Genomic DNA, 24,616 nt, shown 5'->3' on the forward strand with positions numbered 1-24,616 from the left:
CCGCCGTCTCGGCGGCCGCGGCGTTATGCCTGAAATTGACAAATGAATTCGTGGTTCTGCAGCGCGATATGCAGTTGGCGATAGCGCTGGTCGTTGGCGCTGCCGGTCAGCAGGGTGTGGCTGATCTGCGGCAGCAGGGTGTTGGTCAGGATGGCGTCGACCATGCGGCCGCCGGACTCCACCTCGGTGCAGCGGCTGACGATCTGATCGATGACCGCATTGTCGAAGGTGCAGACGATGTCGTGATTCTCCGCCAGGCGGCGCTGAATGCGGCCCAGTTGCAGGCGCACGATGTTGCCCAGCGTGGCGTCGGTCAGCGGGTAATACGGCACCACCAGCAGGCGGCCGAGCAAGGCGGCCGGGAACACCGACAGCAGCGGCTGGCGCAGCGCGCCGCTCAGCGCCTCCGGCTCCGGCAGCAGCTCCGGATCGCTGCACAACCCGGCGATCAGATCGGTGCCGACGTTGGAGGTCAGGATGATGATGGTGTTGCGGAAATCGATATGGCGGCCTTCGCCGTCCTCCATCCAGCCCTTGTCGAACACCTGGAAGAAGATTTCATGTACGTCCGGGTGCGCTTTCTCGATCTCGTCCAACAGCACCACGCTGTAAGGACGGCGGCGCACCGCCTCGGTCAGCACGCCGCCTTCGCCGTAGCCGACATAGCCGGGCGGCGCGCCTTTCAGCGTCGAAACGGTGTGCGACTCCTGGAATTCGCTCATGTTGATGGTGATGACGTTCTGCTCGCCGCCGTACAGGGTTTCCGCCAGCGCCAGCGCGGTTTCGGTTTTGCCGACGCCGGAGGGCCCGGCCAGCAGGAACACCCCGACCGGCTTGTTCGGATCGTCCAGCCGCGCCCGTGAGGTGCGCACCCGGCGGGCGATCAGATCCAGCGCATGGCGTTGGCCGATCACGCGCTGGTTCAGGGTGGCGGAGAGTTGCAGCACCGCTTCAATCTCGTTTTTCACCATGCGGCCCAGCGGGATGCCGGTCCAGTCGGCCACCACCGCCGCCACGATGTTGGCGTCGACGGCGGCGAAGATCAGCGGCGCTTCGCCCTGCAGCGCGCTCAGTTGCTGCTGCAGCTCGCCCAGTTGGGCGCGCAGCGCGTCGGCGTCAGGGCCCGCCTCCGTTTCTTCGCCGGCAGGCTCCTCCGCTTCCTGCCGGTGCAGCTGGGCGCGCAGTGTGATGATCTCTTGGATCAGCGTCAGCTCTTGCTGCCAGCGCTCGGTCAGCTGTTTGAGCTCCAGGCGCAGCTCGGTCAGCTGAGCTTCAATCTCCTGCGGGCGCAGGGGATCGCCGATGCCGACCTTGGCCTCGCGGCGGGCGATATCCAATTCGATCTGCAGCGCATCGATGCGATGGCGGCAGTCTTCAACCTGGGCGGGCTCGGCGTGTTGGCTGACCGCAACGCGCGCGCAGGCGGTATCCAGCAGCGCCACCGCCTTGTCCGGCAACTGGCGGGCCGGAATATAGCGATGGGACAGCCGCACCGCGGCGTCCACCGCTTCATCCAGCAGCAGCACGCGGTGGTGTTGCTCCAGCGGGCTGACGGTGCTGCGCAGCATCAGCAGCGCCTTGTCTTCGCTCGGCTCGTGCACCTGCACCACCTGGAAACGGCGGGTGAGCGCCGGGTCTTTCTCAATGTATTTCTTGTATTCCGACCAGGTGGTGGCGCCAATGGTGCGCAGTTGGCCGCGCGCCAGCGCCGGCTTCAGCAGGTTGGCGGCGTCGCCGGTGCCCTGGGCGCCGCCGGCGCCGATCAGGGTGTGAATTTCGTCGATAAACAGGATGATTGGCGTCGGGCTGGACTGCACTTCGTCGATCACCGCCTGCAGCCGTTTTTCAAACTCGCCCTTAACGCCGGCGCCGGCCTGCAGCATGCCGATGTCCAGCAGGCACAGTTTCACGTCGCGCAGCTGTGGTGGCACATCGCCGGCCACGATACGCAGCGCCAGGCCTTCCACCACCGCGGTTTTCCCGACGCCGGCCTCACCGGTCAGCAGCGGGTTGTTCTGGCGGCGGCGCATCAGGATATCGATGATTTGCCGGATCTCTTCATCGCGGCCGGCCACCGGGTCGATCTCGCCGCCGCGCGCTCTGGCGGTCAGATCCTGGGCATACTGCGCCAGCACGCTTTCACCGCTGCGCGCCGCGCCGGATGCGTTCTCGGCGCGGCTTTCCGCCGGCGCATCCTGGGCGTTTTCCGCCGAGTGAGCGGTAATGGCGGCGAACTGCTCCATCAACAGATCGGCGTTGATGCGCTCGAACTGCGGGGAAATGGCCTTCAGCAGATGGCGCAGGCTGTAGGTTTTCAGAATGCCGAGCAGCAGGTGGCCGCCGCGGATGCGCGCCGCGCCGAATTTCAATGAGCCATAGACCCAGGCGCGTTCTACCGCGCTGTCGATGTGCTCGGACAGATCGGAGATGGCGCTGGCGCCGCGGGGCAGGCGATCGAGCGCCTCGACGATGTCGCGCGCCAGCTGCGCCTCGTCCAACGCGAAGTGGCGGACGATCTGCTGCAGATCGCCGTCCGGCGATTGCATCAGCTGATGCAGCCAGTGCGCCAGTTCGACGTAGGGGTTACCGCGCAGCTTGCAAAACGCCGTCGCACTTTCCAGAGAGGTGAATAACAGGCTATCCAGTTTGCCAAATAATACCGAGCGGCTGATTTCAGACATGGTTTTCCTCAGGTCTCAGGGTGGCCTGGCGCCGCAGGGCGCCGGCCGAAATAGGGTCAGAACGGGTTTTCCAGCGGTTCAGGGCTGAAGATCAGATCGTCGAGATCGCGCTGTCGCCGATGGTCGGCCAGCCAACTGCTCAGGCCCAATCGCTGCGCGCCGCCGAGCTGGATGCCGTGCGCCTGTTCCTTCGCCAGGATCAGGCGCACTTCCCAGACGAACTCGATGCCCAGGTATTGGCGCACCCAGTCGCGCAGTTGCCGGCACAGCTCGGCGCCCGGCAGGAAGCGGTCATAGTCCTGCTGCGGCATCGGCCCCAGCTCGATGCGGAACTTGTGCTGGATATCGCGCACCGCGATGCCGAGAAAGGCCGACTCGCCGAGCCGCGGCGCACCGCGCCCGGCCTTGAGCCGCGCCTGCTCGCGCGGTTCTACCCGCAGCCAGTGCGGCACGTTTTCGACGATGCGCACCGGCACCTTGAAATACTGCTGCAAAATCTTGCTCAGGCCTTCCGGATCGCGGCTGTGGCGAATCAGATGACCGGCCATAAAATGCTTGGCGTGGGCGTTGATGCTGTCGCGTTCCTGCTGCGCCGGCTGGCCGATGCCGATCAGGCTCGACAGGTACTCGTCGAAGCGCCGGTTGTCCTGGCGATCCAGCGATACCGTCGGCTGCGCGTCGGCCCAGGCGCGGTAAAACAGCAGCGTCAACCGGTGATGGAACAGATTGGTGAACGCCAGCAGGGTGGTGTCCTGATGGTGATACACCCGTTCGCGCACGTATTCGGTCAGGTGCAGCGGCAGCGGCCCGTTGGGGCCGAACAGGCCGAAGCTGAAGATCGAAACGTCGTGCAGCGGGCTGTTGGCGCGTGGCGCCACCTGCGCCAGCGTGGAGGGCGCGAACGACAGCGACGGCTCCTGGCCCAGGCGCAGCATCTCGTGGCGCGGCAGCGGCGCTCGCCCCAGCAGATAGGGCTGGCCGCCCTGGGCGTCGATGCGTCGCAGCAGTTGAAACAGATCGTGCTTGTAAGGCGCACTGCGCAGCCGCGGCCAGAAGTCGTCCGGCAGCCGATACAGCGCATTGATCTGCGGCGGCGCCAGTTCGGTGGCGATCATCTCCGCGCTCATATCAGCGTCCTTTTGCCCATGCGCGCCTGCCAGTGGGCGATTTCGCCGCGCTGCTGGCTGGAGAGCGTCATCTCGGTGAAGGTGTTCATCGCCACCAGGCGCGAGAACAGGCGCTCCAGCACGCTGCCGAGCAGGTAAGGGCTGTTGCCGGAGAACGCCTGCTCATCGACCGTCAGATCGATGGCGATACCGCGCGCGAACACGATCGGGCCCGGCTCCGGCACACGCCGATAGACCGGCCGCAGGTTGCAGTGGCGCACGCCCTGGATCTGTTTGGCGATCGCCGGCTCGCTCAGGTTGCCGTACAGCCCCAGCAGCTGGCGCAGGCTGGCGGCGCCCTGTTCCGGATCGCCGTCCATCATGCTGAGGTAGTTCAGCTGCAACTGGCTGATCAGCCGCCAGGTGATCATCCCTTCGGCCAGCGCCGGGCGTGGCGGGGTGGGGCCTTTGCGCAGCGAGACCTGCTTGATCGGGATCGAATCGGGCATCACGAAGTTGCCCTGATCCTGTTGCAACAGCATCAACGGCAGATCGCGGCTGGTGCACAGCACGTCGGCGGTGAGGTATTTCAGATCGCTGTGCCACGGCGATTGCCGTTCGTCCACCAGCGACACGAACACTTCCGAACCGGCGTAGCCGGTGCGGGTGCCGTAGCGGCGGGCGTGCTCCGACAGCGTGCGCTGTTCGCGCCGCAGCGAAAAGTAGGCGCCATAGTTGCCGTCGTCCGCGCTCAGGGTGCTGTAAAACGGCCGAAACTCTTGCTCGTAGCGTTTTTCGCTGGCGCTGCCGCCGAGCCGCTGCACCGAAAACACTTCGTAATCCAGCGGCCGGATATTGTCGACCACCAGATGGTATTCGTGGTTCTTTTCGTTGATCGCGATGCGTTCGGCCACTTTCGGAAACAGGTTGATCACCGGCGTGCAGTGCAGCGCCAGGTGGGCGGCGTCGACCACCCGTTCCAGCGCGGCATCATGCCGATCCAGCAGTACCACGATTTCGAACTGGCGCAGCCCCTTTTTCCCTTCGCGCACGCTCTGCAGCAGCGGACGCAGGCCGTTGACGCTGAAGAACTGGAAGCGCGCCGGGAAGGCGAAATACTCCTGCAGCAGCCGGTAGCCTTCGAAGTTGCGCAGATCGTTGGGCAGCAGCGCCTGATCGGCGGCGAAGCCCTCCTGTCGCAGCCCGTCCAACGCCAGCGCCCGCCGCTGCGGCTGAGCCTCCACCGTTTGGCAGACAAGCCCGACGCTGTGCTGCATCAGCAACTCCAGCAGCTGCTGCGCCTGCATGTCCGGCCCGGCCAGGTAAAACATCAATTGATCCAGCTGCAGGTTGTTGAGCGTCACACTTTCGTAGCACTCAAGACGAATGCGCAGCGCGCTGACGCAGCCGCTGTGCTGCAGCCCCAGCGAGGCCAGCGGGATATCGGCCGGAATGCCGCCCAGCTCGACGCCGGCGATGCGCACCGGCTGCAGCGTGACGTCATGCGCCGTGGTGTAACTGCAGGTGATGCCGCTTTTCTTCAGCGTCTGGCTGTCCATCATGGTGCCGCGCGGCACCACGAAGCCGTTGCTGATGTCGCCTTTGCTGCTGTCCGGCTGCAGCTCGGCGATCGCCATCGACGGCGTCGGCGACAGGTAGTTGGGGTAGATGATCTCCAGCAAGCGCTGAGAAAAGCGCGGGAACTCGGCGTCCATTTTCAGCTGCACGCGCGAGGTGAGGAAGGCAAAGCCTTCCATCAGGCGCTCGATATAAGGGTCCGCCACGTCGATGCCGCGCATGCCGAGGCGGCCCGCGACCTTCGGGTACTGTTCGGCGAACTCGGCGCCCATCTCACGCAGATAGGCCAGCTCGCGGTTGTAATAATCTAACAGTTTACTGTCCATCGCCTTACCCTATGTCTTTCAGATCGAAGTGGCCGTTTTCCAGATCCACGTCGGTACGGAACAGAAACTCCAGCGGATAGGGCACGCACCACAGGCGGCCCTTGATTTCGATCGACAGCACGTTGTGCAGCTCCAGCGAGCCGGTATCCGAGATGCAGCGCACCTGCAGCCCCTCGGGCAAAATGCGCGGCTCGAAATGGAGAATGGATTCGGTCAGCGCGCGCTGAATGTCGAGCCATTCGATGTCCGACATGCGCTTGCCCGCCAGCGAGGCGATGCCGTAATTCAGGGTGGAGCGCCGCACCTGCGGAAAATCGCCGAGATCCAGATTGGATTCGCTGTTGACGCAGTTGAACAGCCACTGCAGATCGCGCAATACCCGGCGGCGCAGCTCGCTGTGCGACACCAGGTTGCGCACCTGCGCCTCCTGCTTTTTCTGCGGTTCGTCGTCGGTCAGCATATCGAGCAGCACCGGCTGCATTTTGTCGCGCGAGGTCAGGCGTTCGCTGTCCTGACGATAGCGATAGCCCTGGTGGCGCAGATCGCCGCCGTCGTAGTGGGGTGGGCGCTTATCGTTCATGGTCAGGCGCTCGCGTCGAAGCTCAGCTGCCGCAGGCTGTGCAGTGGGAATTCATCGCTTTCGCTGAGCCAGGTTTTCAGGCCCAGCCCCGCATAGTGGGTGCCGTCGCCCAGCGGTTGCCATTCGGTGCGCTTGCCGAGCAGCAGCGCGTCGTCGCTGCCTTCGGCCAGCGGATAACGGGCGGGCAGTTGGCATACCTGTTCGCGGCCATCGGTCAGGCGCACCAGCGCATGGCTCCACACCAGGTCGATGGCGCTCTGCGGCGCCTGGAACTGGATCGCGGCGATGTCGGCAAACGGCAGCCAGTAGTAAACGCCGTTCAGCGCCAGTTCGCATACCGGCCCGAGGCGGCCGTCACCGTCGGTCAGCCAGTCGAAACGCAGCTGCCGTTCTTGTTCGCCTTCGGCCAGCGTTAACCGCCCGGCGCCGGCCGGAGCGGCCTCCAGCGCTTCATCACGCAGCGCCTGGGCCTGTTCGGCCACCCCTTGCGCATCCTGATGCAGCGCCTGCACCATCAGTTTCAGCCAAGGCTGATCCTGCCGCAGCAGCGCCGGCGCGGCCGTGCCGGCAAACACCGCCTGGCGTTGCAGCTCGGCGTTGACTGACTGCATCAGCAGCAGCGTGGTCGGTTGGGCGATAGGTTTCAGCGCCTGCCAGGATTTCAGCTGCGCGTTGGCGCGCGTCCAGTTGCCGCTCAGACACAGCAGTTGCACCAGCGCGGCGCGCAGGTCGGCATCCGCCGGTTTCGCCTTGATATCGTTTTCGACGGCGGTGATGGCCGCGGCGATCGACTGGCCTTGCAGCATGCTTGCTAATGATTTCACAGGCTTTCCTTATAATCAGTGAGTGGCGCCGTTGACCGACAGGTAGCTGCCGCTGGCGGGATCGACCCGGTCTGCGGCCAGCTTTTCCACCAGTTTAAAAGTCAGCGGGGCGGGGGCGCTCAGCAGCGGCTGCCAGGCGGTTTGCGCCTGCTGCACGCGCTGTTTGATCTTGTTCTCGTCGGCGGCGTCGACGCGCGGCATTTCAACGATCGCTTCACCGTTGAACGCCCAGGCGTGCAGCTTCGGTTCGAAGTTCAGCAGCAGGAAGCTGCCCGGCGCCTGCGGGTTGCCGCCCAAAATGAGCCGTTGGGCGTTGGCGCTGACGACGGTCAGCGCGCGATCGCCGCCGTTAACCTGCGCCAGCGGGTAACCTTGCAGGAACCACAGCGTCGGCGAGAGGGTTTGGCCGCCCTGTTGCAGCGTGACCGCGCCGTTGCCCTGCAGCCAGCCGTCCTCGCCGCAGCGCAGCGCGGCGCCGGCGGGAATGAACAGCGAGCCGCCGTTGGCCTCGTCACGCCAGAAGGTGCGGAAGTGGCAGCCCTGCGGCAGGCTGAAACGCTGAGCCGGCGCGCTGTCCGCCTGCGGAGAAGTCACGGCCACCGCCGCAGGGATCGCCGGTTGCGGCGGGGTTTCCGGCGGCTCGGAGGCCTCTTGTTTGACCACCGGTTTCCAGCCGCGCGCTTTGGCGGCTTCGCCGCTGGCCAGTTTCTCTCCGCGCTTGTCGGTCAGCGTCCAGGGCAGGTGGCCGGCTTTCGGGCACTGCTTTTCCAGCAGATTGCCGACGCGGGGCAGAAAGTCGTTCAGCACCGTCGGATCCTGGCTTTGCGCCGAGACGATACGCAGCGGGATGCTTTTGCCGCACCAGCTTGCCGGATTGCTGTTTTTGACGTCATCGATAAACACTTCCAGCTTCTGGCTGGGGGAGTAAACCAGGCGATAGTTCATCGCCTGCGCGGTCGGCACCGCCATCAGGGCGACGAGCCCCGGCATCCAATATTTCATAGTAAACCTTGCTGTGAATGTGCGCTGCTCAGTCGCGGCTCAGAAACCGCTCCGCATCCGCCAGCGAATGCAGCAGGGTGGTTTCCTGCGGTGAGCCAATCCAGACGGCGATAGCGCTGTAGTTATCGCTGTTATTGTTTTTCTTCCATGCCTGCTGCATCAGGGCGATCCACTCGCTGGGGGAGTTGACCATGTGCAGCGACTGTTCCAGTTCGGCCTGGCTGAAGCTGTGCCAGAATCCGTCGGTGCACAGCAGGAAAACGTCGCCGTCTTCCAGCTGCAGCACGTCGCTGTAGGTGGCGTCGCGCTCTTCGTTGAGCCCCAGCGCGAAATACAGCAGGTTGCTGTTGATGCCGTTGGTCTGATAACCGGCGTCCTGCATCTGTTGGATCAGGCTGTGGTCGGTGGTGACGGCATGCAGGTAGCCGCGGCGGAACAGGTACAGGCGGCTGTCGCCGGCGTGCGCCCAGTAGGCCAGCTGGTAATCGCGATCGATAAACAGACTGACCAGCGTGGTGCCCATCTTGCTGTATTCGTCCGACTGCCGCTGTTGCTGGTGGATGGCGGCATTGGCGCGCGTAATGTGCTGACGAATGCTCTGGGCGTTCAGGTGCTTTTCGCCGTCGAAGTTTTGCAAAATGGTGTCGCGCGCCAGTTTGGCGGCGATATCGCCGCCCGGAAAACCGGCGATGCCGTCGCACACCACGAAGCAGGCGGCGCGGTTGCCGAGCACTTCGCCGGTCTGATCCTGGTTGGAGGCGCGGCCGCCCTGGTTGGAGGTAGAGGCTATGGTGATATTCATTACGCGTCCGGTTTGGTCTGTGAGTCTTTGTATTGATTCACTTCAACGTCATAGGCGTGCAGGAAGGCTTCGCCGAACAGGGTGTGGAAATCGTCCTCGATTTCGCCGGAGGTTTGCTGATAGTTCTTCACGAAGTAGTCCCACAGCGCGGCCTTGCGGTTGGCGGGCAGCGACAGACGCGGCGCCACGCCTTCCTTGCGCGCTTCTTCTTCGAGACGTTCCGGGTTAAACGACTGCAGCATGGCGGCGATGATGGCGCGAATGCCGGCGATCATCCCCAGCTGGTGCGCCTGCAGGTCGATCAGCGCATCGCGCACCGCCTGTTCCGGCGGCATAAAGCCCGGCATCTGGCTGCCGAACATCTGCATCAGCACCGTTTTGCCCGAAGGCAGCAGCTTGAACGGGTTGTTGGCCTCGTCGAGGATCATGGTCATCTCCGCCTTCACGCCGCGCTTGAGGATCGAGCGGGATGAGAGCAGGGCGACGGTGCCTTGCGAGAACAGGCTCAGCAGGCGGCCGGCCTGGCGGATCTGTTGTTCGTCGAAATGCGGCTGCGGCTGCAGATCGTCGAGACCGATGCCTTGCAACAGCGCCGTCAGCAGCGGCCCCTCCAAGGTGTCGCCATTCGGCGCGGCGGCGTGCTGCCGCTGGGCGGACTGGTAGGCAACCGGATCGATGCCCAGGCGGTTGCCCTGGCGCGGACGCGGCGGCTGCGCAGGCGGCTCCTGCGGGCTGAACTGCGGCGCGGGTTGGGGTTGCGGCTCGGGCATCTGCACGGGCGGCGGCGTCGGCTGAGGGCGCGGCGCTACCGGCTGGGCGGCGATCGGCGCCGGTGGTGGGGACGGCGGCTGTACCGCTTCCTCCGGCTGAGCCAGCGGCACGGCGCCGCCCATCAGCAGCCCCAGCGGATCGTTGCTGTTCAGCGTCTCTGGCGAAGCGGGCGCGGATGAGCCGCCGAACAGCGCCAGCGGATCCAGCTCTTGTTCCGGTTGCTGCGCATTCTGGACGGGGGGAGCCGGGCGCGGCGGCGCAGCCTGCTCCGCCAGCAGCGCGCTGGGGGTGGTATCGGCCAGGATATGCTCACGCTCAAAAGTGGAGTCGGTGTTGAATAAGGCGGCCGGATCGGTTTGCTGTTGCTGCAGTTGGCGCAGATCGACATCGCCCGCCAGCTGCGCCAGCGGATCGGCCGGGTTCAGCTCGCGAGCGGGGGTATCCAGCAGCGGATGATTGTCCGGATTGGCGATCGGCGGCGGTGTGACGGCGGCCGGCGCGTTCGGCGTAAATTCTTCCACCAGGCTGTCCCAGATTTCGTTGGGGATCGGCGCGGCGGATTTTTCTTTGGCGGCGGCTGCAGGGGCCGCAGCAGCGGCAACGGCAACGGCCTTGGCCACCGGTTGAGCCTGCGGCGCGGCGTGCTGTTGCAGCGCGCTGACTTCAATCTGGTAATCGTCGATGCCGAGCACGTCGCCATCCTGCAGTTCAACCTGGCGGCCTCGTTCCAGCGGAATATCGTTCAGCAGCACGCGGGTGACGTTGCCGCGATTGGTGATGCGGCATTCGCCGTCAGAGGAAATGTGTACGATCGCCTGCAGACGGGAAATGGCGCGCTCTTCGTCCGGCAGCACCAGGTTGTTGTCCACGCTGCGGCCGATGGTGCCGCCCGGCGGCAGAAAATCGCAACTGCTCTGCGGCGGAACCTGGCCGCTTTTATTTTTTACAATGGAAAATCGCATAAGGCATTCCTGCTGATTAGATCTTATGGCCAGACAGTGGAACTCGATAACTGGATGAGTTTGACTTAATTTCTTTCCTAAGAGAGATCTTTGAATGTGAGTGACTAATTTTTTGGGTTAACGCATTATATGGTCGAAAACTTCAATATAATAACGTGAGGCTGTATATGTCAGGTGATGTCATTGCTATTATTCGCATTATTCTTAGCCTTTCTTTTGTAATAGAGATTAGTTGGTAATTGAGACAGGTAAGTAAGGGCGAATATAATACTGGCGTACCACACCTCATCATAGTCTTGAAATTTTATATTGAGCATTGGATCCAGTATCTCAGAACCATAGTTAAACACTAAACCCTGGATGATGCTTGCAAATAAATTCACTATGGTAGCCATCACAAAAAGGGAATAGGATTTTTTATTGTTGGTTTTTTATTTTAGGTGATAAAGCCCGACAAATACTAAGACTGACAGGAAAAAGTATAAAAACACAAATGAGTAAGAGTAGGTGGAAAGCGTGACGTCATCGATCACTGTTTTGTTTCCTCGTAGTGGTATGCCTCTCTTATACTGCCAATCTTATCTTTTCTGAAAAGTAAATAATAGCCACTTTCGTAAACATTATTTGCTCCTTGAGCCATTAACGGTACGCCAACGCCCCCGCAGGCCATGCCTGCAGAAAGTGCACAGGTTCCGATTCCGGCAAATATCTGAGAGCCGCCGCTGACAAAACCAACTTGTTTCATCACCAGGTTTGAAAATCTTTCTCTTTTTTCTTTTTTTATTGCGACAAAGAGCTTGGCTTTACCTGTATTAATGTTGAATTCTTGTTGTTTGAGGTTGTTGATTTCCTCTTCAATTATACTGATTGCTCCAGAGTAGGATGTGCAGTGTATACTGATATCCCTTTGTGCAAACTGAATAAGTTGGTCTATTTCCAGTGAGAAATTAGCTCTTGATTCGTTGGTGTATAGATACTGTCGTGAAAACGCTCTTGATAGTTTTTTGAGTTCATCGACAGATCTATCCAGATCTGCTTTTGTTTTGTATTGCATCAGGATTCCTTTCCTATTTTTCTAAACTAACATTTATTATATGTAAGGATGCGTATTTATTATCAGTTGTCGTCTTTCCCTTGGTACTTCTTGATGATGGCTTGTAACGCTTGGCTATGTACAAGATCAATGTACTTGGCCATCGTCATCGGCTCCCCAGACATGCTGTCATAGGGCTTTGCCAGAAATTCTTTTGCCAGCGCCCTGACGGCGGTATGCGCCTCCAGAGAATAATCGCCGAACTCCATGTAACCCCGAGCGGCGGCGGCGGCATCGTTTTTGACTTCTTTTGCTGAGTACCCCTCGGCGATACAAACGCTAAGCGCGTAGTTTTTGAGGTACTCGGCAGGGGAATAGTCAATTTCTGTCGCTGCATTGACGTTCAACGTTGCGGCGATGGCCACAGTCAGTGAGATTTTTTTCACTGATTATTTCCGAGGAGGATTTTCATTTACTCTGTCCGGATTGTCTTTCACCCAATTATCATTAGGGCGCTGTACATAATCTTTCGCAAGTTTATCAAGCTCTTCACTATGGTACATATCCATGCACTTCATTAAGTCTAAGCGGCTTTTCCCATCCTTAGCATTGTAATTCTTTTGCAAATACTGCTTTGTCAGCTTGATGATAGGGGATTCTTCATCACGAATTGCATAGTATGACCAAGCATCGATACCATTCGATGAGGCAATTGCATCTTTGCTAGCCTCTGGTGATGTCTTATAAGCGACGGAAATGCAGTAGGTTAGAGCAATATCCTTGTAGTTTTGCAAATAGCTTCTGTATGCCGCTTGCGGCGGCCAATTTTCAATCGACTCTTCTTGATTTTTCTGCGCTATAGCACAAGTGGCATATAGACAAAAAAAGGAGATAAGGATTTTTTTCATCTCAACACTCCAAAATCCGTATGGTTTGTGCAGAGTAATACATAACCAGCGCATGAGTATCTCAATGCTTGATGGCGAATACCCAGTGAAAATAATTAATAAAACTCTAATTTTCTTAAGTTGATGGTTTTATAAAATTGCAACTTACAATATTAATTCTTAATTAGAGTAACGTTCGAAGATGGCTTTAGCCTCACTGGAACTCTGCAGCGAAAGGCAATCTAAAGTATGATAACTTCCTTTAACTGAGCCTTGACTATTTTTATTTGCGTACTGTTCAGCCAGTTTTTCGCCTTGTTCGAATGCATCCATGGGGAGTTTACTGAATTCTAAATAGGCGGAAGCGGAACGGAAGGCATCTTGCTTGGTTTTTTCTGAGTCAGTAGATTTCCCAATACAGCGGCTAATCAGCCAATTTTCATAAATTTCGCTTTGAGGTAAGTTTTCTATTTTTATATCTTCCGCCAGCAACATAGGAGAAACGAGAAGAAGAGCAAGGGCGATGTGGGTAGTCTTCATTTTAATATCCAAAGTGATGCTACTTCAGGAACAAAAGATCCATTCTCAGGATCCCCCATGAAATGACAAGAGTCAGAGCAAATGTCACCGTTCCATAATGTGACATGTCCTCTGGCATTTCGCCAGCCATTTCCTTGTATAACCATTATCCCTTTTTTACCTGAGAATTTAGCTGGGGTAGGGGATTTCACCGTGATATCAGGCTTGCCGAAGTTCTTTTCTAAAAAGAGAATCATATCGTTAACACGATAAAGATACCATTTTTTATCTTTACCAGACACAGTCGCATAACCGGAGTTAGAGGGAATTGGTATGCCTGTATAGTTGAGTACATAACTCATTCGTATAGGACAAGCATTTTCAAAAATACCGTTTTCAATATTGCTTTCTACTTTTCCACCAATCAATGCACCCACTTTTTTTACATTGATATTGACTTCAGAAAAACGAATCCATGCGGGTCCAAATAGAGGTTTTTTCATCCTGACTCTCCATTGTATCCATGTTATGAACCCCCGGCCGTAGCCGGGGGCAGACAAATTAAGCTTCGCGGTTTTCCTTGATGTTCCAACCTGCGCTGCTTTCGGCGCCTTTGCCGCCTTTGTCGCTCTGCTCCCAGTACTGCTGTTTCACTTTCGCCGCCTGGAAGGAGTAGGTGACGCCCACGGTGTCTTCGCCGCCTGCACCGGTGTACTGCACGGCGGTGACCAGCACGTCTTCCAGAGTGATTTTTGCGTATTCAACCTGGGTGCCGCCCGCCTTGCAAACCGACAGCTCAATCTTGGTCAGGTGTTTGCCGCTTGAGCAGTGTTTCAGCAAGGCCGGGGTTGACTTGTCGATCAGCGCGTTGACGTGCAGATCGTTGAAGCACACTTTACCGGCGCCACCGCCGCCGCCAACGCCCATATTGCCCGGTTGAGAAGCGCCCCAGGAGAAAGAAGTAATGTCGGTCCAGCCTTTGTGATTCGAATCTTTGGATTCGCCGCTGGCACCTTCAACTTTCAGGAACATATCAATAGCCATAGTTTCTTCACTCTTTATTAAGGGTTAACAGTAGTATTAACGTTACGTTGAAAAACTCAGGTAATAGCAGCAGGAATTGCAAGTGTGGTAATGCATTACCAATTTATATCCTTGTGCCATGCACCTTCTTAAATACCGAAAACTATCGGTACGGGTTACCGAGCCACTATTAAGTGCTAATGGCTCAATGCTTAATTATTTCGCGTTATCTTGGTTCCACATGCGATCCGGGTTTTCTGCGATAGGCTGACGATGAGGTTGATACATCAGCCAGGCCGCGCGATCGCGGCCTGACTTCAGTCCATCAGGACGCGTCGTTTTGTTTCAGCGAAGGCAGCTTCGACACCAGGCGCAGGGAGACGGTCAGGCCTTCCAGCTGGTAGTGCGGGCGCAGGAAGAACTTGGCGCTGTAATAGCCCGGGTTGTCTTCAATCTCTTCCACCTGCACTTCCGCCGCGGCCAGCGGTTTGCGCGACTTGGTTTCCTGCGAGGAGTTGGCCGGATCGCCGTCCACGTAGTTCATGATCCAGTCGTTCAGCCAGCGCTCCATGTCGTCGCGCTCGCGGAAGGAGCCAATTTTGTCGCGCACGATGCACTTCAGGTAATGCGCGAAGCGGCAGCAGGCGAACAGGTACGGCAGGCGCGCGGAAAGCTGGGCGTTGGCGGAGGCGTCGGCGTCGTAGTATTCCGCCGGCTTCTGCAGCGACTGCGCGCCGATAAAGGCGGCGAAGTCGGAGTTTTTGCGGTGCACCAGCGGCATAAAGCCGTTTTTGGCCAGCTCGGCTTCGCGACGATCGCTGATGGCGATCTCGGTCGGGCACTTCATGTCCACGCCGCCGTCGTCGCTCGGGAAGGTGTGGCACGGCAGGTTTTCCACCGCGCCGCCGGATTCCACCCCGCGAATGGCGGTGCACCAGCCGAACTCTTTGAACGAACGGTTGATGTTGGCGGCCATGGCGTAGGCGGCGTTGGTCCAGGTGTAGTTGCCGTGGGTCGCGCCGTCGGTATCTTCTTCGAAGTCAAACTCGTCCACCGGATTGGTGCGGATGCCATACGGCAGGCGCGCCAGGAAGCGCGGCATCACCAGGCCCAGGTAGCGCGCGTCTTCCGATTCGCGCAGGCTGCGCCAGGCGGCGTATTCGGTGTTCTGGAAAATCTTGGTCAGATCGCGTGGGTTGGAGAGCTCCTGCCAGGACTCCATCTGCATCACGCTCGGTGCGGTGCCGGCGATGAACGGGCAGTGCGAGGCGGCGCCGATCTTGGCCATTTCGCCCAGCAGCTCCACGTCCTGCGGGCTGTGATCGAAGTAGTAGTCGCCCACCAGGCAGCCGAACGGCTCGCCGCCGAACTGGCCATATTCTTCTTCGTAGATTTTCTTGAAGATCGGGCTCTGATCCCAGCCCACGCCTTTATAACGCTTCAGCGTGCGGCCCAGCTCCTGCTTGGAAATGCTCATGAAGCGGATCTTCAGCATCTCGTCGGTTTCAGAGTTGTTGACCAGGTAGTGCAGGCCGTGCCACGCGCCTTCCAGCTTCTGGAAATCGTCGTGGTGAATGATCTGGTTGATCTGCTGCGACAGCTTTTCGTCGATTTCCGCGATCAGCGCCTGGATGGTGCGATAGGCGTCGGAAGAAACGGTGACGGTATTTTCCAGCGCCTGCTGCGCCAGCGTTTTCACCGCGTTCTCGACCGCTTCTTTGGCCTGATCGGTCTTCGGCCGGAACTCTTTGTTCAACAGCGCGCTGAACTCATCGCTGGAAAAAGTCTCGGTGGTTTGCAACGCATTTTGTTGCTGAGGCGAGTTGCTCATCGATTAATCCTCACGCTCGTTGTTGTCATCGTTAACCGCCGGCTTCGGCGCGTCGGTCAGGGATTTCAGCAGCGCCGGGTTTTGCAGGATCTTGGAGATCAGCTCCTCGGCGCCGTTCTTGCCGTCCATGTAGGACAGCAGGTTGGAAAGCTGGGTGCGGGCATCCAGCAGATTGTCCAGCGCGTCGACCTTGCGGGCGATAGCGGCGGGGGAGAAGTCTTCCATGCTTTCGAAGGTCAGATCGATGTTCAGCTTGCCTTCGCCGGTCAGGGTATTGTCAACCTGGTAAGCGACGCGCGGCTTCAGCGATTTCATGCGCTCGTCGAAGTTGTCGACGTCGATTTCCATGAACTTGCGCTCTTCCACGCTGGCTTGCGGATCGACCGCTTTCCCCACCAGATCCGCCATCACGCCCATCACGAACGGCAGCTGGATTTTGCGCTCTGCGCCATAAATTTCGACATCGTATTCAATCTGTACGCGCGGCGCGCGGTTGCGGGCGATGAATTTCTGCCCGCTGCGGGATTTCGAGTTTGACATGATTTACTCCATCTAATGGCGATTGGGAACGCGCCTCGTCCGGCTGGGAGAGTCAGGTTCTGATTCGGGTCTGCGCAGGGGCAGACGGTATCGGGTGTCGTCAAGAGAACAAAAGTCGGCGGCTAGCTGTTCTCCTCGTGGTCGGGGCGACCGAGAATGGTCTCCAGTTGGTTAAGCCCATCGGGCGCCAAATCGCGGACGATTTGCATAAAGTCCAGCGCAATCAGCCGCTGGACCCGATCGATCATCAGCGGCGCCGGGTGGCTTGGCTCATGAAGACGAAAATAGTTTTTCACCTTGTCCAGCATCAGCTGGGCGTCGTCGCGCGACTGGATCTGCGCGCTGCGCCAGTTGAGTGGGGCAGAGGCGCTCTGCACGGCGGCCGGTGGTTGCTCAGCGGCGGTTTCCTGTGTGGCGTCCGCTTCGGTGGCGGCCGGGGCCTCGCTCTGGCCGGCGAGCGCCACCAGCGAAAAGACCTTGGTCAGCGCGCTCATTTCCGGCAGCGCGCTTTCACCCAGATGGCGGGTCACTTCGCTGCGGATGGCGGCCAGGGTGTTGGCGATGTGCATCACCAGCGCGCCTTCGGGGCGATCCTGCTGCGCCAGTTCATCCTGCAGCCGCGCACGGCCGCCGGGAAAGTTGGGGCACTCTTGCTTGCTGCCGTCGAGCAGGGCGCCCGCATCGCGCAGCGAGATTTCACCGGCGGCGCTTTTCAGCAGCGGCGCGGCGCGCACGCTGGCGGCCAGCGCGGCCTTGTCGCCAAGGTCGGCCAGCGCGTTGATGCGAAACAGCGGGTCGGCCTCGCCGTCGAACTCCAGCGGCGGCTGCAGAGCATCCCAGTAGCGGAGTATCGCCTGGTGGATCAGCGTCAGCCCGTCGGCATAGCCCGGCAATCCGCGCAGCTGGGTCCAGGCGCGGGTGAGATACAGCATGACGCGCAGGTCTTTGGTACGCGCCAGCAGCGAGCTTGCGAGGCGCTCGACCTGCACCCAGTCCGGCGCCTCTTCCGGAATGATGGTGCTGCCGAACTGTTGTTCGGCCTTGCCGGTGGCGGCGCGCGCCATGGCCAGAAAGTCGGCGTCGTATTCCAGGTTGTCGCCGCAGGGTGTGTCCGCGTCAACCGGGGCCAGCAGGGTATCGGTGTCGATAGCCATAAAATTTCCTTCAACGAGCGATGTTAATCAAACATTTGCGGGTACTGGCCGCCGCGGCCGGGGCGCGCCCAGCCGTTGGGCTCGAACAGCAGTGAAAACAGCTGCACGGTGAGGTTGCCGCTGTGCACGTGGGTGTAGAGCGGGTGTCCGTCGGCCTGGTTGGTCCACCAGAAGCTGGTGTACTGCGCCGGATCGAAACAGTCGGCGGCCTGTTGCCAGCCGAGGCCCGGTACGTCCGGATGCTGGAACCCGATAATCGACAATATCTCGGAGTCCGCTTCCGCCGGCGGGCTGGGCAGCGCCGGGATCGCCTGCAGCGTGCGGTCGATCTGTTCGGCGGAGAAGCCGTTGCGCACACCGTTCAGCAGGGTATGGCCGAGCTGTTGGTACCAGCTCGCCGCCATGTTCAGCTGTTGCGGGCGCCAATCCTGTTGGCTGAACAGGCGCAGCGCGCAGATGGGGTAACGCCGCCCGACGCGGTCGCGCGCCGGCAACAGGCAGCCCATCTGCACGTACTGGCTGCCGAGCGTGGCGGGGATCACGAAGTTCCACACCGGCGCGTTGCTGAACGGGTGATCGTTTGGCCCCTGCGCATCGCGCTGCAAATTCACCAGCCCGTTATGGAACCAGTGGGCCCAGTTGTTGATCACCGGGTCAGGCAAACGGCGTTGCAGGAAGTCACCGGCGGAAGGAAGTTTGCCGTACCAGCCGATGCTCGTCGGGGCGCTTGAATCAGTGCTCATGGTCATGTCCTTTCGGGGCTACGGGCACGAGAAGGCCGGCAGTTGGAACGGATTGCGAATGCTGTTGGGCGTGAACTCCAGCGTGACGCGGTGGCCGTCGAGATTGAACGTCGCCTGACGGCCGAGGCCGCCGGTGCCCGAAGACTGCGCCATATCCACCAGGCGGTTCAGCGCCCACGGCCCGCTGGTCACCAGGCTGGCGGTGGTGCCGTTGGCCAGCGCCAGCTGCAGATGCACCTGGTTGGTATTGCGGGTGCCCGGCCAGCTGACCACCAGCGGCACCTGCGGGCCGTGGCTGTATTTGAACAGCTGCCCGTCGATATCCAGCGTCAGGTTGAGGATGTCGTTATCCATCCGCACCGGCCGCACGGTCACGCGGTACGAGGGCGTCGCGGTACCGTTGGCGAAGAAGGCGTCGCGGATGCGCTGCGCCTGCTGGAACGAACGCAGGATGCCTTCGCCGCCGGGCAGCGTCTTGCCGTCCACTCCGGGGGTAAAGCGCCAGTTGGCGCGGGTAGTGTCGACCTTGCCCTGCAGGTTGTCGCGGAAGAAGCTGTCCATCAGCCCGCTGTTCGGCGCGAACATGCGCGCCAAATCGTCCGGCGTCACTTCCTGGCGCGCCCGGGCCACCAGCGGATAACGCCCGGCGATCGCCTGGCGGCAGAAGCTGCCGACCTCGAAGCTGATGCGCTTTTTCACGTTCTCCATCTCTTTGCGCTGGGTGTCGCTGCTGGCGCCGATCGCCAGTGACAGCAGCATCTGTTTGAACGGCACCGGCAAGCGGCCGGACTCGGCCTGCAGGCGCGGGATGATGTCGCTCGGCGGCGCCGACATGCCGCTGTTGGCCGCGCCTTGCACCGCCGTCAGGTAGCTGTACAGCTCATCGACCTGTTTCAGCACGCTGTCGAAAGGGATCGCCTTATTGCCTTCGCCCTGGCTTTGCGCCAGCTCCAGCAGCGGCGCGAAGTGCGCCATCACCAGCTGTTCCGGCTGGGCCGACACGTCGCCGTCGGCGTTGGCCGGCCGGTTGGTGAACAGCGCCTCCAGCGTGCGGTTGGCGTTTTGATTCAGCCTGTCTTCGGTTTTGGCCAGCAGCGAGCGGGAATCGGCGTCGCTTTTCTCGTCGCGCAGGGTGACGTTTTTGCTGACGTTGACCAGCAGGTTGCGCATCGGCGACGGGTTGCCTGACAGCAGGCGCGCGCTGCTGATGCGCTGGGTCAGGTTGCCGATGTTGGCCAGTTGGATATCCCCCAGCAGCTCATCCCAGGCGCTGATGAAATCCTGCATGTACAGCTGGCGGATGGTCTTGGTCAAATCGGCGCTCTTCTGCTCCGGCGTCTGGCTGTTCAACACCCAGACGTCTTCCTTGCGCAGGGTATCGGTCACCGGATCGATGTTGTCGTTGAACGCTTTCCAGTACCCTTGCGAGGTGAACAGGCCCGGCACGCCGTCGGTGACCGGTTTGCCGCTTTTGCGGCTGAACGCCAGCTCGGTCTGCGGGCCGGCCAAATCGACCAGGCTGACCGGCTTGATGTCGGTCTGTTTCAGCAGCAAGCGCTTGAGGCGGCCATAGACGCGCTGCGACAGCGGCGCCCGATTGATGGCGGCCTGCGCCTGCGCCACCAGCTGTTCATCTTTGGCGTAGGGCGAGGCCTGGATCTGCGCATCCAGCAGTTGGCTCAGGTGCCATTCGATCTGTTGCAGCTGTTTTTGGGTGCTGCCCTGCGGCAGGTTGCGCTGCAGGTTGAGCATCACCCAGGCGCGCAGGAATTTGCCGTCGTACTGCTTCGGCAGGTACAGCATCTGGTAGGCCTTCAAAGCTTCATAGCTGAAGTCCGCGTCGCCGTGGTTGTCGTTGCGCAGCGTGGTGGCGATCTGTTGCGCCACCTGCGGCAGCAGCAGCTCTTTCAGCGCTTTTTGGTACAGGGCATTGCCGGCGTCACCGACCTGATCGCCGCGGAACAGCCCCATGCGGTAAGTGAACGGCGGATCGTCCAGCGAAAAGTTCTGGCTGTCCGGCAGGTGCAGCAGGCTGTTGAGGAACGGCAGCAGCGAGAACATGTCGCCGTTGCCCACCTGCGTCAGGTTTTGCCCCTGGCGCTCGACGCCGGGCACCTTGGCGGCCACTTCCGCCAGGTAGGCCTTGTTGTTGCCGTAGCTGGTGAACCAGAGCATCGCCAGCACCGCCAGGATCACCGCCAGCGCGATGTAACCCGCCCAGTGCAGGGCGCGGTTGCGGTATTCCCACCAGCGGTTGCTGCCCGCCAGCCCGGACTCCTGGAAGATCACCGATTCCAGCGTCTCTTTCAGGAAGAAGCTCTGGCCCTTGGCCGCCGGGATCGGCGTTTCCTGGCCCACGCTGTCCCAGGCCGCGTTGGCCTGCGCCCCTGAGTTGGCCGTCGGCAGCTGCAGGTAGCGGTTCAGTTCGCCCATCACCCGGTCGAACGGCAGCCCCTCTTGGGTGCCGCTGGTGAAATAGATGCCGCGCGGGGTAAAGCGGGTTTCAAAACTGGAGGTGGCGAACACCTGTTCCAGATAGTGGCCGAGCAGCGGGCGCAGCGCGGCGAATTCCTGCGGGAACAGATAGCTTTCGGCGCGTTGGCGCGCGTCGTGCTCCATCAGCAGCGTATCCGGCAGCGCCGCATCCAACCGTTGTTGCAGCAGGGCGTATTGCTGTTCGAAGGCGGCGTTCAGGTTGAAGTCCGGCTGCCGCGAGCGTTCGTAAGGGAAGGTGAATCCCCAGATCTGGTCGCGCTGCGCTTTGTCGAAGCTGCCGAAATAGGCCATAAAGCCGTTGAGCAGGTCGGTTTTGGTCACCAGCACATAGACCGGGAAGTGAATGCCCAGCTGTTCGTGCAGTTCGATCAGGCGTTTGCGCAGCGCGCTGGCCTGGGCGGCGCGCGCTTCGGCGCTGTCGCTCAGCAGATCGGCGACGCTGATGGTGACCATCACGCCGTTGATTGGCTGGCGGGTGCGATATTTTTTCAGCAGCGCGACGAAGCTTTGCCATTCGCCGGCGTCTTCTTCGCGCTGGCTTTCCTGGGTGGTGTAGCGGCCGGCGGTGTCGAGCAACACGGCGTCGTTGGTAAACCACCAGTCGCAGTTGCGGGTGCCGCCCACGCCGCGCAGCGCGGATTTGCCGAAGCGATCCGCCAGCGGGAAGTGCAGGCCGGAATTGACCAGCGCGGTGGTCTTGCCGGCGCCGGGCGCGCCGATGATCACATACCACGGCAGTTGGTACAGGTATTGGCGGCTAAAGCGGGTCATCCAGCGGTGTTTGCCGTCGCCCTGGCCCGGTGCGAAGCGCGCCTTTTTCAGCAGCTGCGCCGCTTCGTCGAAGCGCTGCGCCAGCTGATCGTCTTGTTTAACCTCTGGCTTGCCGTCTTCCGCCGGCACCGTTTCGGCGGCGCGCAGGTTGCTCAGCAGGCGGCTGTTGAACCAGGCGCTGTAGAGGCGCGGGATCAGGCGGCACAGGAACCAGATCAGGTAGATGACGCCAATGGCGATCTGGCGGTTAAGTTCCGGCTCCAGCGGGCGATAGTCGCCGATGGCCACCAGCGGGCCGATCATCCAGATGATGAACGCCAGCGCGGTAATGCCGACAAAGCCCCACAGCAGGCGGCTGGTGATGATGGAGAATAACGTACTGAGCATTACTTTCCGGTTCCTTGCGGCAAGCCGTTGATTTCCGCCTGGGTGTTTTCCGGGGCGACCAACAGCGTAATTTCTACCCGGCGGTTCAACGCGCGGTTCACTTTGTTATCGTTCGGCGCGACGGGGTTGCTCTCGCCGCGGCCCTCGGCCTTGACCCGTTGCGGGTTGGCGAGGTGTTTTTGCAAGCGGGCGCTGACCGCTTCGGCGCGCGCCAGCGACAGCTCCCAGTTGGAGGCGAAACGGGCGCTGCGGATCGGCAGGTTGTCGCTGTAGCCGGTGACCAGGATCTTGCCGCTGACGCCGTTCATGGCGGCGGCGATGCGGTCGATGACCGGGATATAGTTGGCGCGCACCGTGGTGGCGGCGGAGTCGAACAGCCCGTCGCCTTTCAGGATCACCACGCTTTGCTGCGCTTCGTCGCGCACCACCACCAGCCCTTCGGCGATCTCTTTGCGCAGGAAGCTTTTCAGGCTCAGCGTCGGCGGCGCGGCCGGCGCCGGGTTACCGATCGCCACCTGCGGCAGATTGGTTTGGTAAATCGCCGCCAGCACCGGGCTGGTGTTGTCGCCCAGCCGCCAGTTGAGGGCGATGAACAGCAGCGAAGCCAGGAAGCCGGTCAGCGCCACGCAGGCCCACAGCGGCACCAGCGGCCGCCACAGTTTCTGCTGTACCGGCAGATCCAGCGCATGAGGCGACAGCGGCGGGGCATAGCCGCCGCGCACCGTCCGGATCAGCTGCAGCAGGCGCTGCTTCATGGTTTCCAGCTGAGAACGGCCGTTTTCCATGACCCGATAGCGGCCTTCAAAGCCCAGCAGCAGGCAATAATTGATCAGTTCCAGCAGGTTGATGTGCTCACGCGGGCTCTGCGACAGCTTGGCCAGCAGTTGGAAAAACTTTTCGCCGCCCCAGGTTTCGTTATGGAAGGTCACCAGCAGCCCGCTGCCGGACCACACGCTGTTGCTGCCCCACGGGGTCAGCGCCGCCGCTTCATCCAGCGCGGTGCACAGGCAATAACGCGCGCCGATGATCACTTCGTACGGCAGATTGGCGCGTTGGCCGCGGATCTCGAAGCGGCGCATTTCGTCGATCAGCTGTTGGCGCAGCTGCGCCGGGTTGGCGTGCGTGGCCGACTGGCGGATCTGCGAAATGGCGTTCAGCAGCGGGTTGGCGGCGTCCACCAGCGGATTGGCCGCTGGCGCCATGCTATTTTCCTGAGTCATAGGTTACCGGTCCGTATGGCTGCGAATCGCCCAAAATTCCATGTCCAGCCCCGGGAACTCACCGGCCAGATGCAGGGCGAAGGCGCTGGATTTTTCCATCTGTTTCCACAGGTCGCCGCCTTTTTCCAGCTCGAAATAGGTGTAGCCGGCGTGATAGGGGATCTGACGCGGCGCGGCGGGCATGGTGCGCAGGCCGATGCCCGGCAGCTGCAGCTGCACCAGATCGCGGATGCGCGTGACCGGGGCGATCTTCATCTGCGCCGGGAAGTGGGTCAGCAACACCTCGGCGGCCACGTCGGCGCGCACTGCCAAGACGAAACCGAAGTCGCGCATCATTTTGGTGTCCTGCACGGTAGCGACGTTCAACCCGTGGGATCGTTCGACCAGCGTCAGCTGAATGGCGTTGTCTTCCAGCACCACCGACAGGCCCTGACGCAGCAACAGCATCAGCTTACCGAAGCACAGCGCCAGGTTGTCGTGGTCGTACACCGGCAGGCGGCCTTCCGGGGTGCGCTGCGCCGAGAAGCTGGCGAGCTCGGTGGCGAACTGCAGCCAATCGGCGAACAGGCGTTCCGGGTGCAGATGGTCGAGGTGATAGGCATGGCTCACCTGGCCAAGATGACGGTTGATCAGCTGCAGCAGCATGAAATCGACCATTTCGGAACTGCCGCCGCGGCCCGGCTGCAGCAGGCGTTGGCTCATCTGCTGGCTGCGCTGCTGCAGCAGGCCCTGCAGGTCGTTGATGAAGGTTTTCAGTACCGGGTTGCCCTGGCAGTTCAGCATCGGCGGGATTTGCGCCGTATCAAGACGCAGGCTGTTGTCGCCGCGCTTTTCCAGCACGCGGGTAACGCCGAGCGCCGTCCATTCGGCGTTCAGCTCGCTCTCCAGCATCAGCCGCAGGCGCAGGCGACCGAATTGCAGCGCCGCGCTGCCCACCGAGACGGCGTTGAGATCGTCGACTTCGTTCTCGTAAGCCAGATAGCGCGCCAGCGCCTCCGGGCTTTCCTGAAAGATCACGTCTTCACGCCCTGCGCGGTAAGTCGGCAGGGCCAGCACCACGTTTTCACCGGTCTTGTTTTCGGCGATGCTCAGCGGCGCGGGCGCCTGCTGGGCACCGGCAAAGCGAAACGGCGTGCCGTCCGGCATGATGCCGCTGGCGGCGTTGAGCGCAATCTTGCCCTGGCGCAGCAGCGTTTGGTCCAGATCCAGGGTCAGGAACCCCCAGAAACAGCCGCTGTGGGCCTGGCCCCAGTTGCGCATATAGCCTTCGAGATAGTTTTCCGCCTGCTGGAAATGGTGAGGGCGTAAAAACATCCCCTCAGTCCAGACAACCTTATGAGCATCTTTCATCATCACACCTATAGTTACTTCGCTTCAGCG

General features: G+C 60.8%; 21 protein-coding genes. All 21 read right to left on the minus strand.

The window, feature by feature from the left end:
- Positions 1–23: 23 nt before the first annotated feature.
- The 21 genes from tssH to tssK all read right to left on the minus strand — a co-directional run bounded on the left by tssH (position 24) and on the right by tssK (position 24,586).
- Positions 24–2,681 carry a type VI secretion system ATPase TssH gene (gene tssH, locus MMS95_RS03965; RefSeq protein ID WP_242141401.1) on the minus strand — a complete coding sequence of 886 codons (2,658 nt, stop codon included), beginning with the start codon at positions 2,679–2,681 and terminating at the stop codon, positions 24–26.
- A gap of 56 nt (positions 2,682–2,737) precedes the next feature.
- On the minus strand, positions 2,738–3,808 hold the full coding sequence (gene tssG / locus MMS95_RS03970) for a type VI secretion system baseplate subunit TssG (RefSeq protein WP_076740722.1): 1,071 nt from the start codon (positions 3,806–3,808) through the stop codon (positions 2,738–2,740).
- A complete protein-coding gene (gene tssF / locus MMS95_RS03975; protein WP_049188373.1) occupies positions 3,805–5,691 on the minus strand; it encodes a type VI secretion system baseplate subunit TssF in 1,887 nt (628 codons plus the stop codon). Before tssF ends, tssG begins: the two co-directional genes overlap by 4 nt.
- A 4-nt stretch (positions 5,692–5,695) precedes the next feature.
- Complete coding sequence (locus MMS95_RS03980; RefSeq protein ID WP_004934985.1) at positions 5,696–6,271, minus strand: GPW/gp25 family protein; 576 nt, start codon at positions 6,269–6,271, stop codon at positions 5,696–5,698.
- A 2-nt stretch (positions 6,272–6,273) separates the two neighbouring features.
- A complete protein-coding gene (locus MMS95_RS03985) occupies positions 6,274–7,095 on the minus strand; it encodes a type VI secretion system accessory protein TagJ (RefSeq protein ID WP_322192905.1) in 822 nt (273 codons plus the stop codon).
- 15 nt (positions 7,096–7,110) lie between these two features.
- The gene (locus MMS95_RS03990) at positions 7,111–8,097 is read right to left on the minus strand and encodes a type VI secretion system-associated protein (RefSeq protein WP_242141402.1); all 987 of its coding nucleotides are present in this window, start codon (positions 8,095–8,097) and stop codon (positions 7,111–7,113) included.
- Positions 8,098–8,125: 28 nt separating this feature from the next.
- On the minus strand, positions 8,126–8,899 hold the full coding sequence (locus MMS95_RS03995; RefSeq protein WP_015378289.1) for a protein phosphatase 2C domain-containing protein: 774 nt from the start codon (positions 8,897–8,899) through the stop codon (positions 8,126–8,128).
- A complete protein-coding gene (gene tagH, locus MMS95_RS04000; protein ID WP_242141403.1) occupies positions 8,899–10,632 on the minus strand; it encodes a type VI secretion system-associated FHA domain protein TagH in 1,734 nt (577 codons plus the stop codon). The genes MMS95_RS03995 and tagH overlap by 1 nt, the downstream gene beginning before the upstream one ends.
- Before the next feature lie 529 nt (positions 10,633–11,161).
- The gene (locus MMS95_RS04005) at positions 11,162–11,686 is read right to left on the minus strand and encodes a DUF4225 domain-containing protein (RefSeq protein ID WP_242141404.1); all 525 of its coding nucleotides are present in this window, start codon (positions 11,684–11,686) and stop codon (positions 11,162–11,164) included.
- A 62-nt stretch (positions 11,687–11,748) separates the two neighbouring features.
- Positions 11,749–12,102, minus strand: a complete 354-nt coding sequence (locus MMS95_RS04010) for a T6SS amidase immunity protein Tai4 family protein (RefSeq protein ID WP_046896722.1) — start codon at positions 12,100–12,102, stop codon at positions 11,749–11,751.
- A gap of 12 nt (positions 12,103–12,114) precedes the next feature.
- The gene (locus tag MMS95_RS04015) at positions 12,115–12,573 is read right to left on the minus strand and encodes a T6SS amidase immunity protein Tai4 family protein (RefSeq protein WP_031299756.1); all 459 of its coding nucleotides are present in this window, start codon (positions 12,571–12,573) and stop codon (positions 12,115–12,117) included.
- 159 nt (positions 12,574–12,732) lie between these two features.
- Positions 12,733–13,092: a T6SS amidase immunity protein Tai4 family protein gene (locus tag MMS95_RS04020; RefSeq protein ID WP_033643555.1), complete on the minus strand. Its 360-nt coding sequence runs from the start codon at positions 13,090–13,092 to the stop codon at positions 12,733–12,735.
- Positions 13,089–13,574 (minus strand): type VI secretion system amidase effector protein Tae4, encoded by a 486-nt coding sequence (locus MMS95_RS04025; protein ID WP_071796739.1) that lies wholly within the window; start codon positions 13,572–13,574, stop codon positions 13,089–13,091. Before MMS95_RS04025 ends, MMS95_RS04020 begins: the two co-directional genes overlap by 4 nt.
- A 58-nt stretch (positions 13,575–13,632) precedes the next feature.
- Positions 13,633–14,115: a type VI secretion system tube protein Hcp gene (locus tag MMS95_RS04030; RefSeq protein WP_004934962.1), complete on the minus strand. Its 483-nt coding sequence runs from the start codon at positions 14,113–14,115 to the stop codon at positions 13,633–13,635.
- 304 nt (positions 14,116–14,419) lie between these two features.
- Entirely contained in the window at positions 14,420–15,925 is a 1,506-nt protein-coding gene (gene tssC / locus MMS95_RS04035) for a type VI secretion system contractile sheath large subunit (RefSeq protein WP_004934958.1), read from the minus strand.
- A 3-nt stretch (positions 15,926–15,928) separates the two neighbouring features.
- Positions 15,929–16,465 (minus strand): type VI secretion system contractile sheath small subunit, encoded by a 537-nt coding sequence (tssB, locus tag MMS95_RS04040; RefSeq protein WP_015378282.1) that lies wholly within the window; start codon positions 16,463–16,465, stop codon positions 15,929–15,931.
- Positions 16,466–16,587: 122 nt separating this feature from the next.
- Positions 16,588–17,619: a type VI secretion system protein TssA gene (gene tssA, locus MMS95_RS04045; RefSeq protein WP_033632729.1), complete on the minus strand. Its 1,032-nt coding sequence runs from the start codon at positions 17,617–17,619 to the stop codon at positions 16,588–16,590.
- Between the two features lie 23 nt (positions 17,620–17,642).
- The gene (gene tagF / locus MMS95_RS04050; protein ID WP_004934950.1) at positions 17,643–18,362 is read right to left on the minus strand and encodes a type VI secretion system-associated protein TagF; all 720 of its coding nucleotides are present in this window, start codon (positions 18,360–18,362) and stop codon (positions 17,643–17,645) included.
- A gap of 18 nt (positions 18,363–18,380) precedes the next feature.
- A complete protein-coding gene (gene tssM, locus MMS95_RS04055) occupies positions 18,381–22,016 on the minus strand; it encodes a type VI secretion system membrane subunit TssM (protein ID WP_033632730.1) in 3,636 nt (1,211 codons plus the stop codon).
- Positions 22,016–23,218, minus strand: a complete 1,203-nt coding sequence (locus MMS95_RS04060) for a DotU family type VI secretion system protein (RefSeq protein WP_004934945.1) — start codon at positions 23,216–23,218, stop codon at positions 22,016–22,018. Before MMS95_RS04060 ends, tssM begins: the two co-directional genes overlap by 1 nt.
- Before the next feature lie 21 nt (positions 23,219–23,239).
- Positions 23,240–24,586, minus strand: a complete 1,347-nt coding sequence (gene tssK / locus MMS95_RS04065) for a type VI secretion system baseplate subunit TssK (RefSeq protein WP_049278152.1) — start codon at positions 24,584–24,586, stop codon at positions 23,240–23,242.
- Positions 24,587–24,616: the final 30 nt, after the last annotated feature.

It is taken from the genome of Serratia sp. PGPR-27, from assembly GCF_022678525.1.
GTDB lineage: Bacteria > Pseudomonadota > Gammaproteobacteria > Enterobacterales > Enterobacteriaceae > Serratia > Serratia nematodiphila.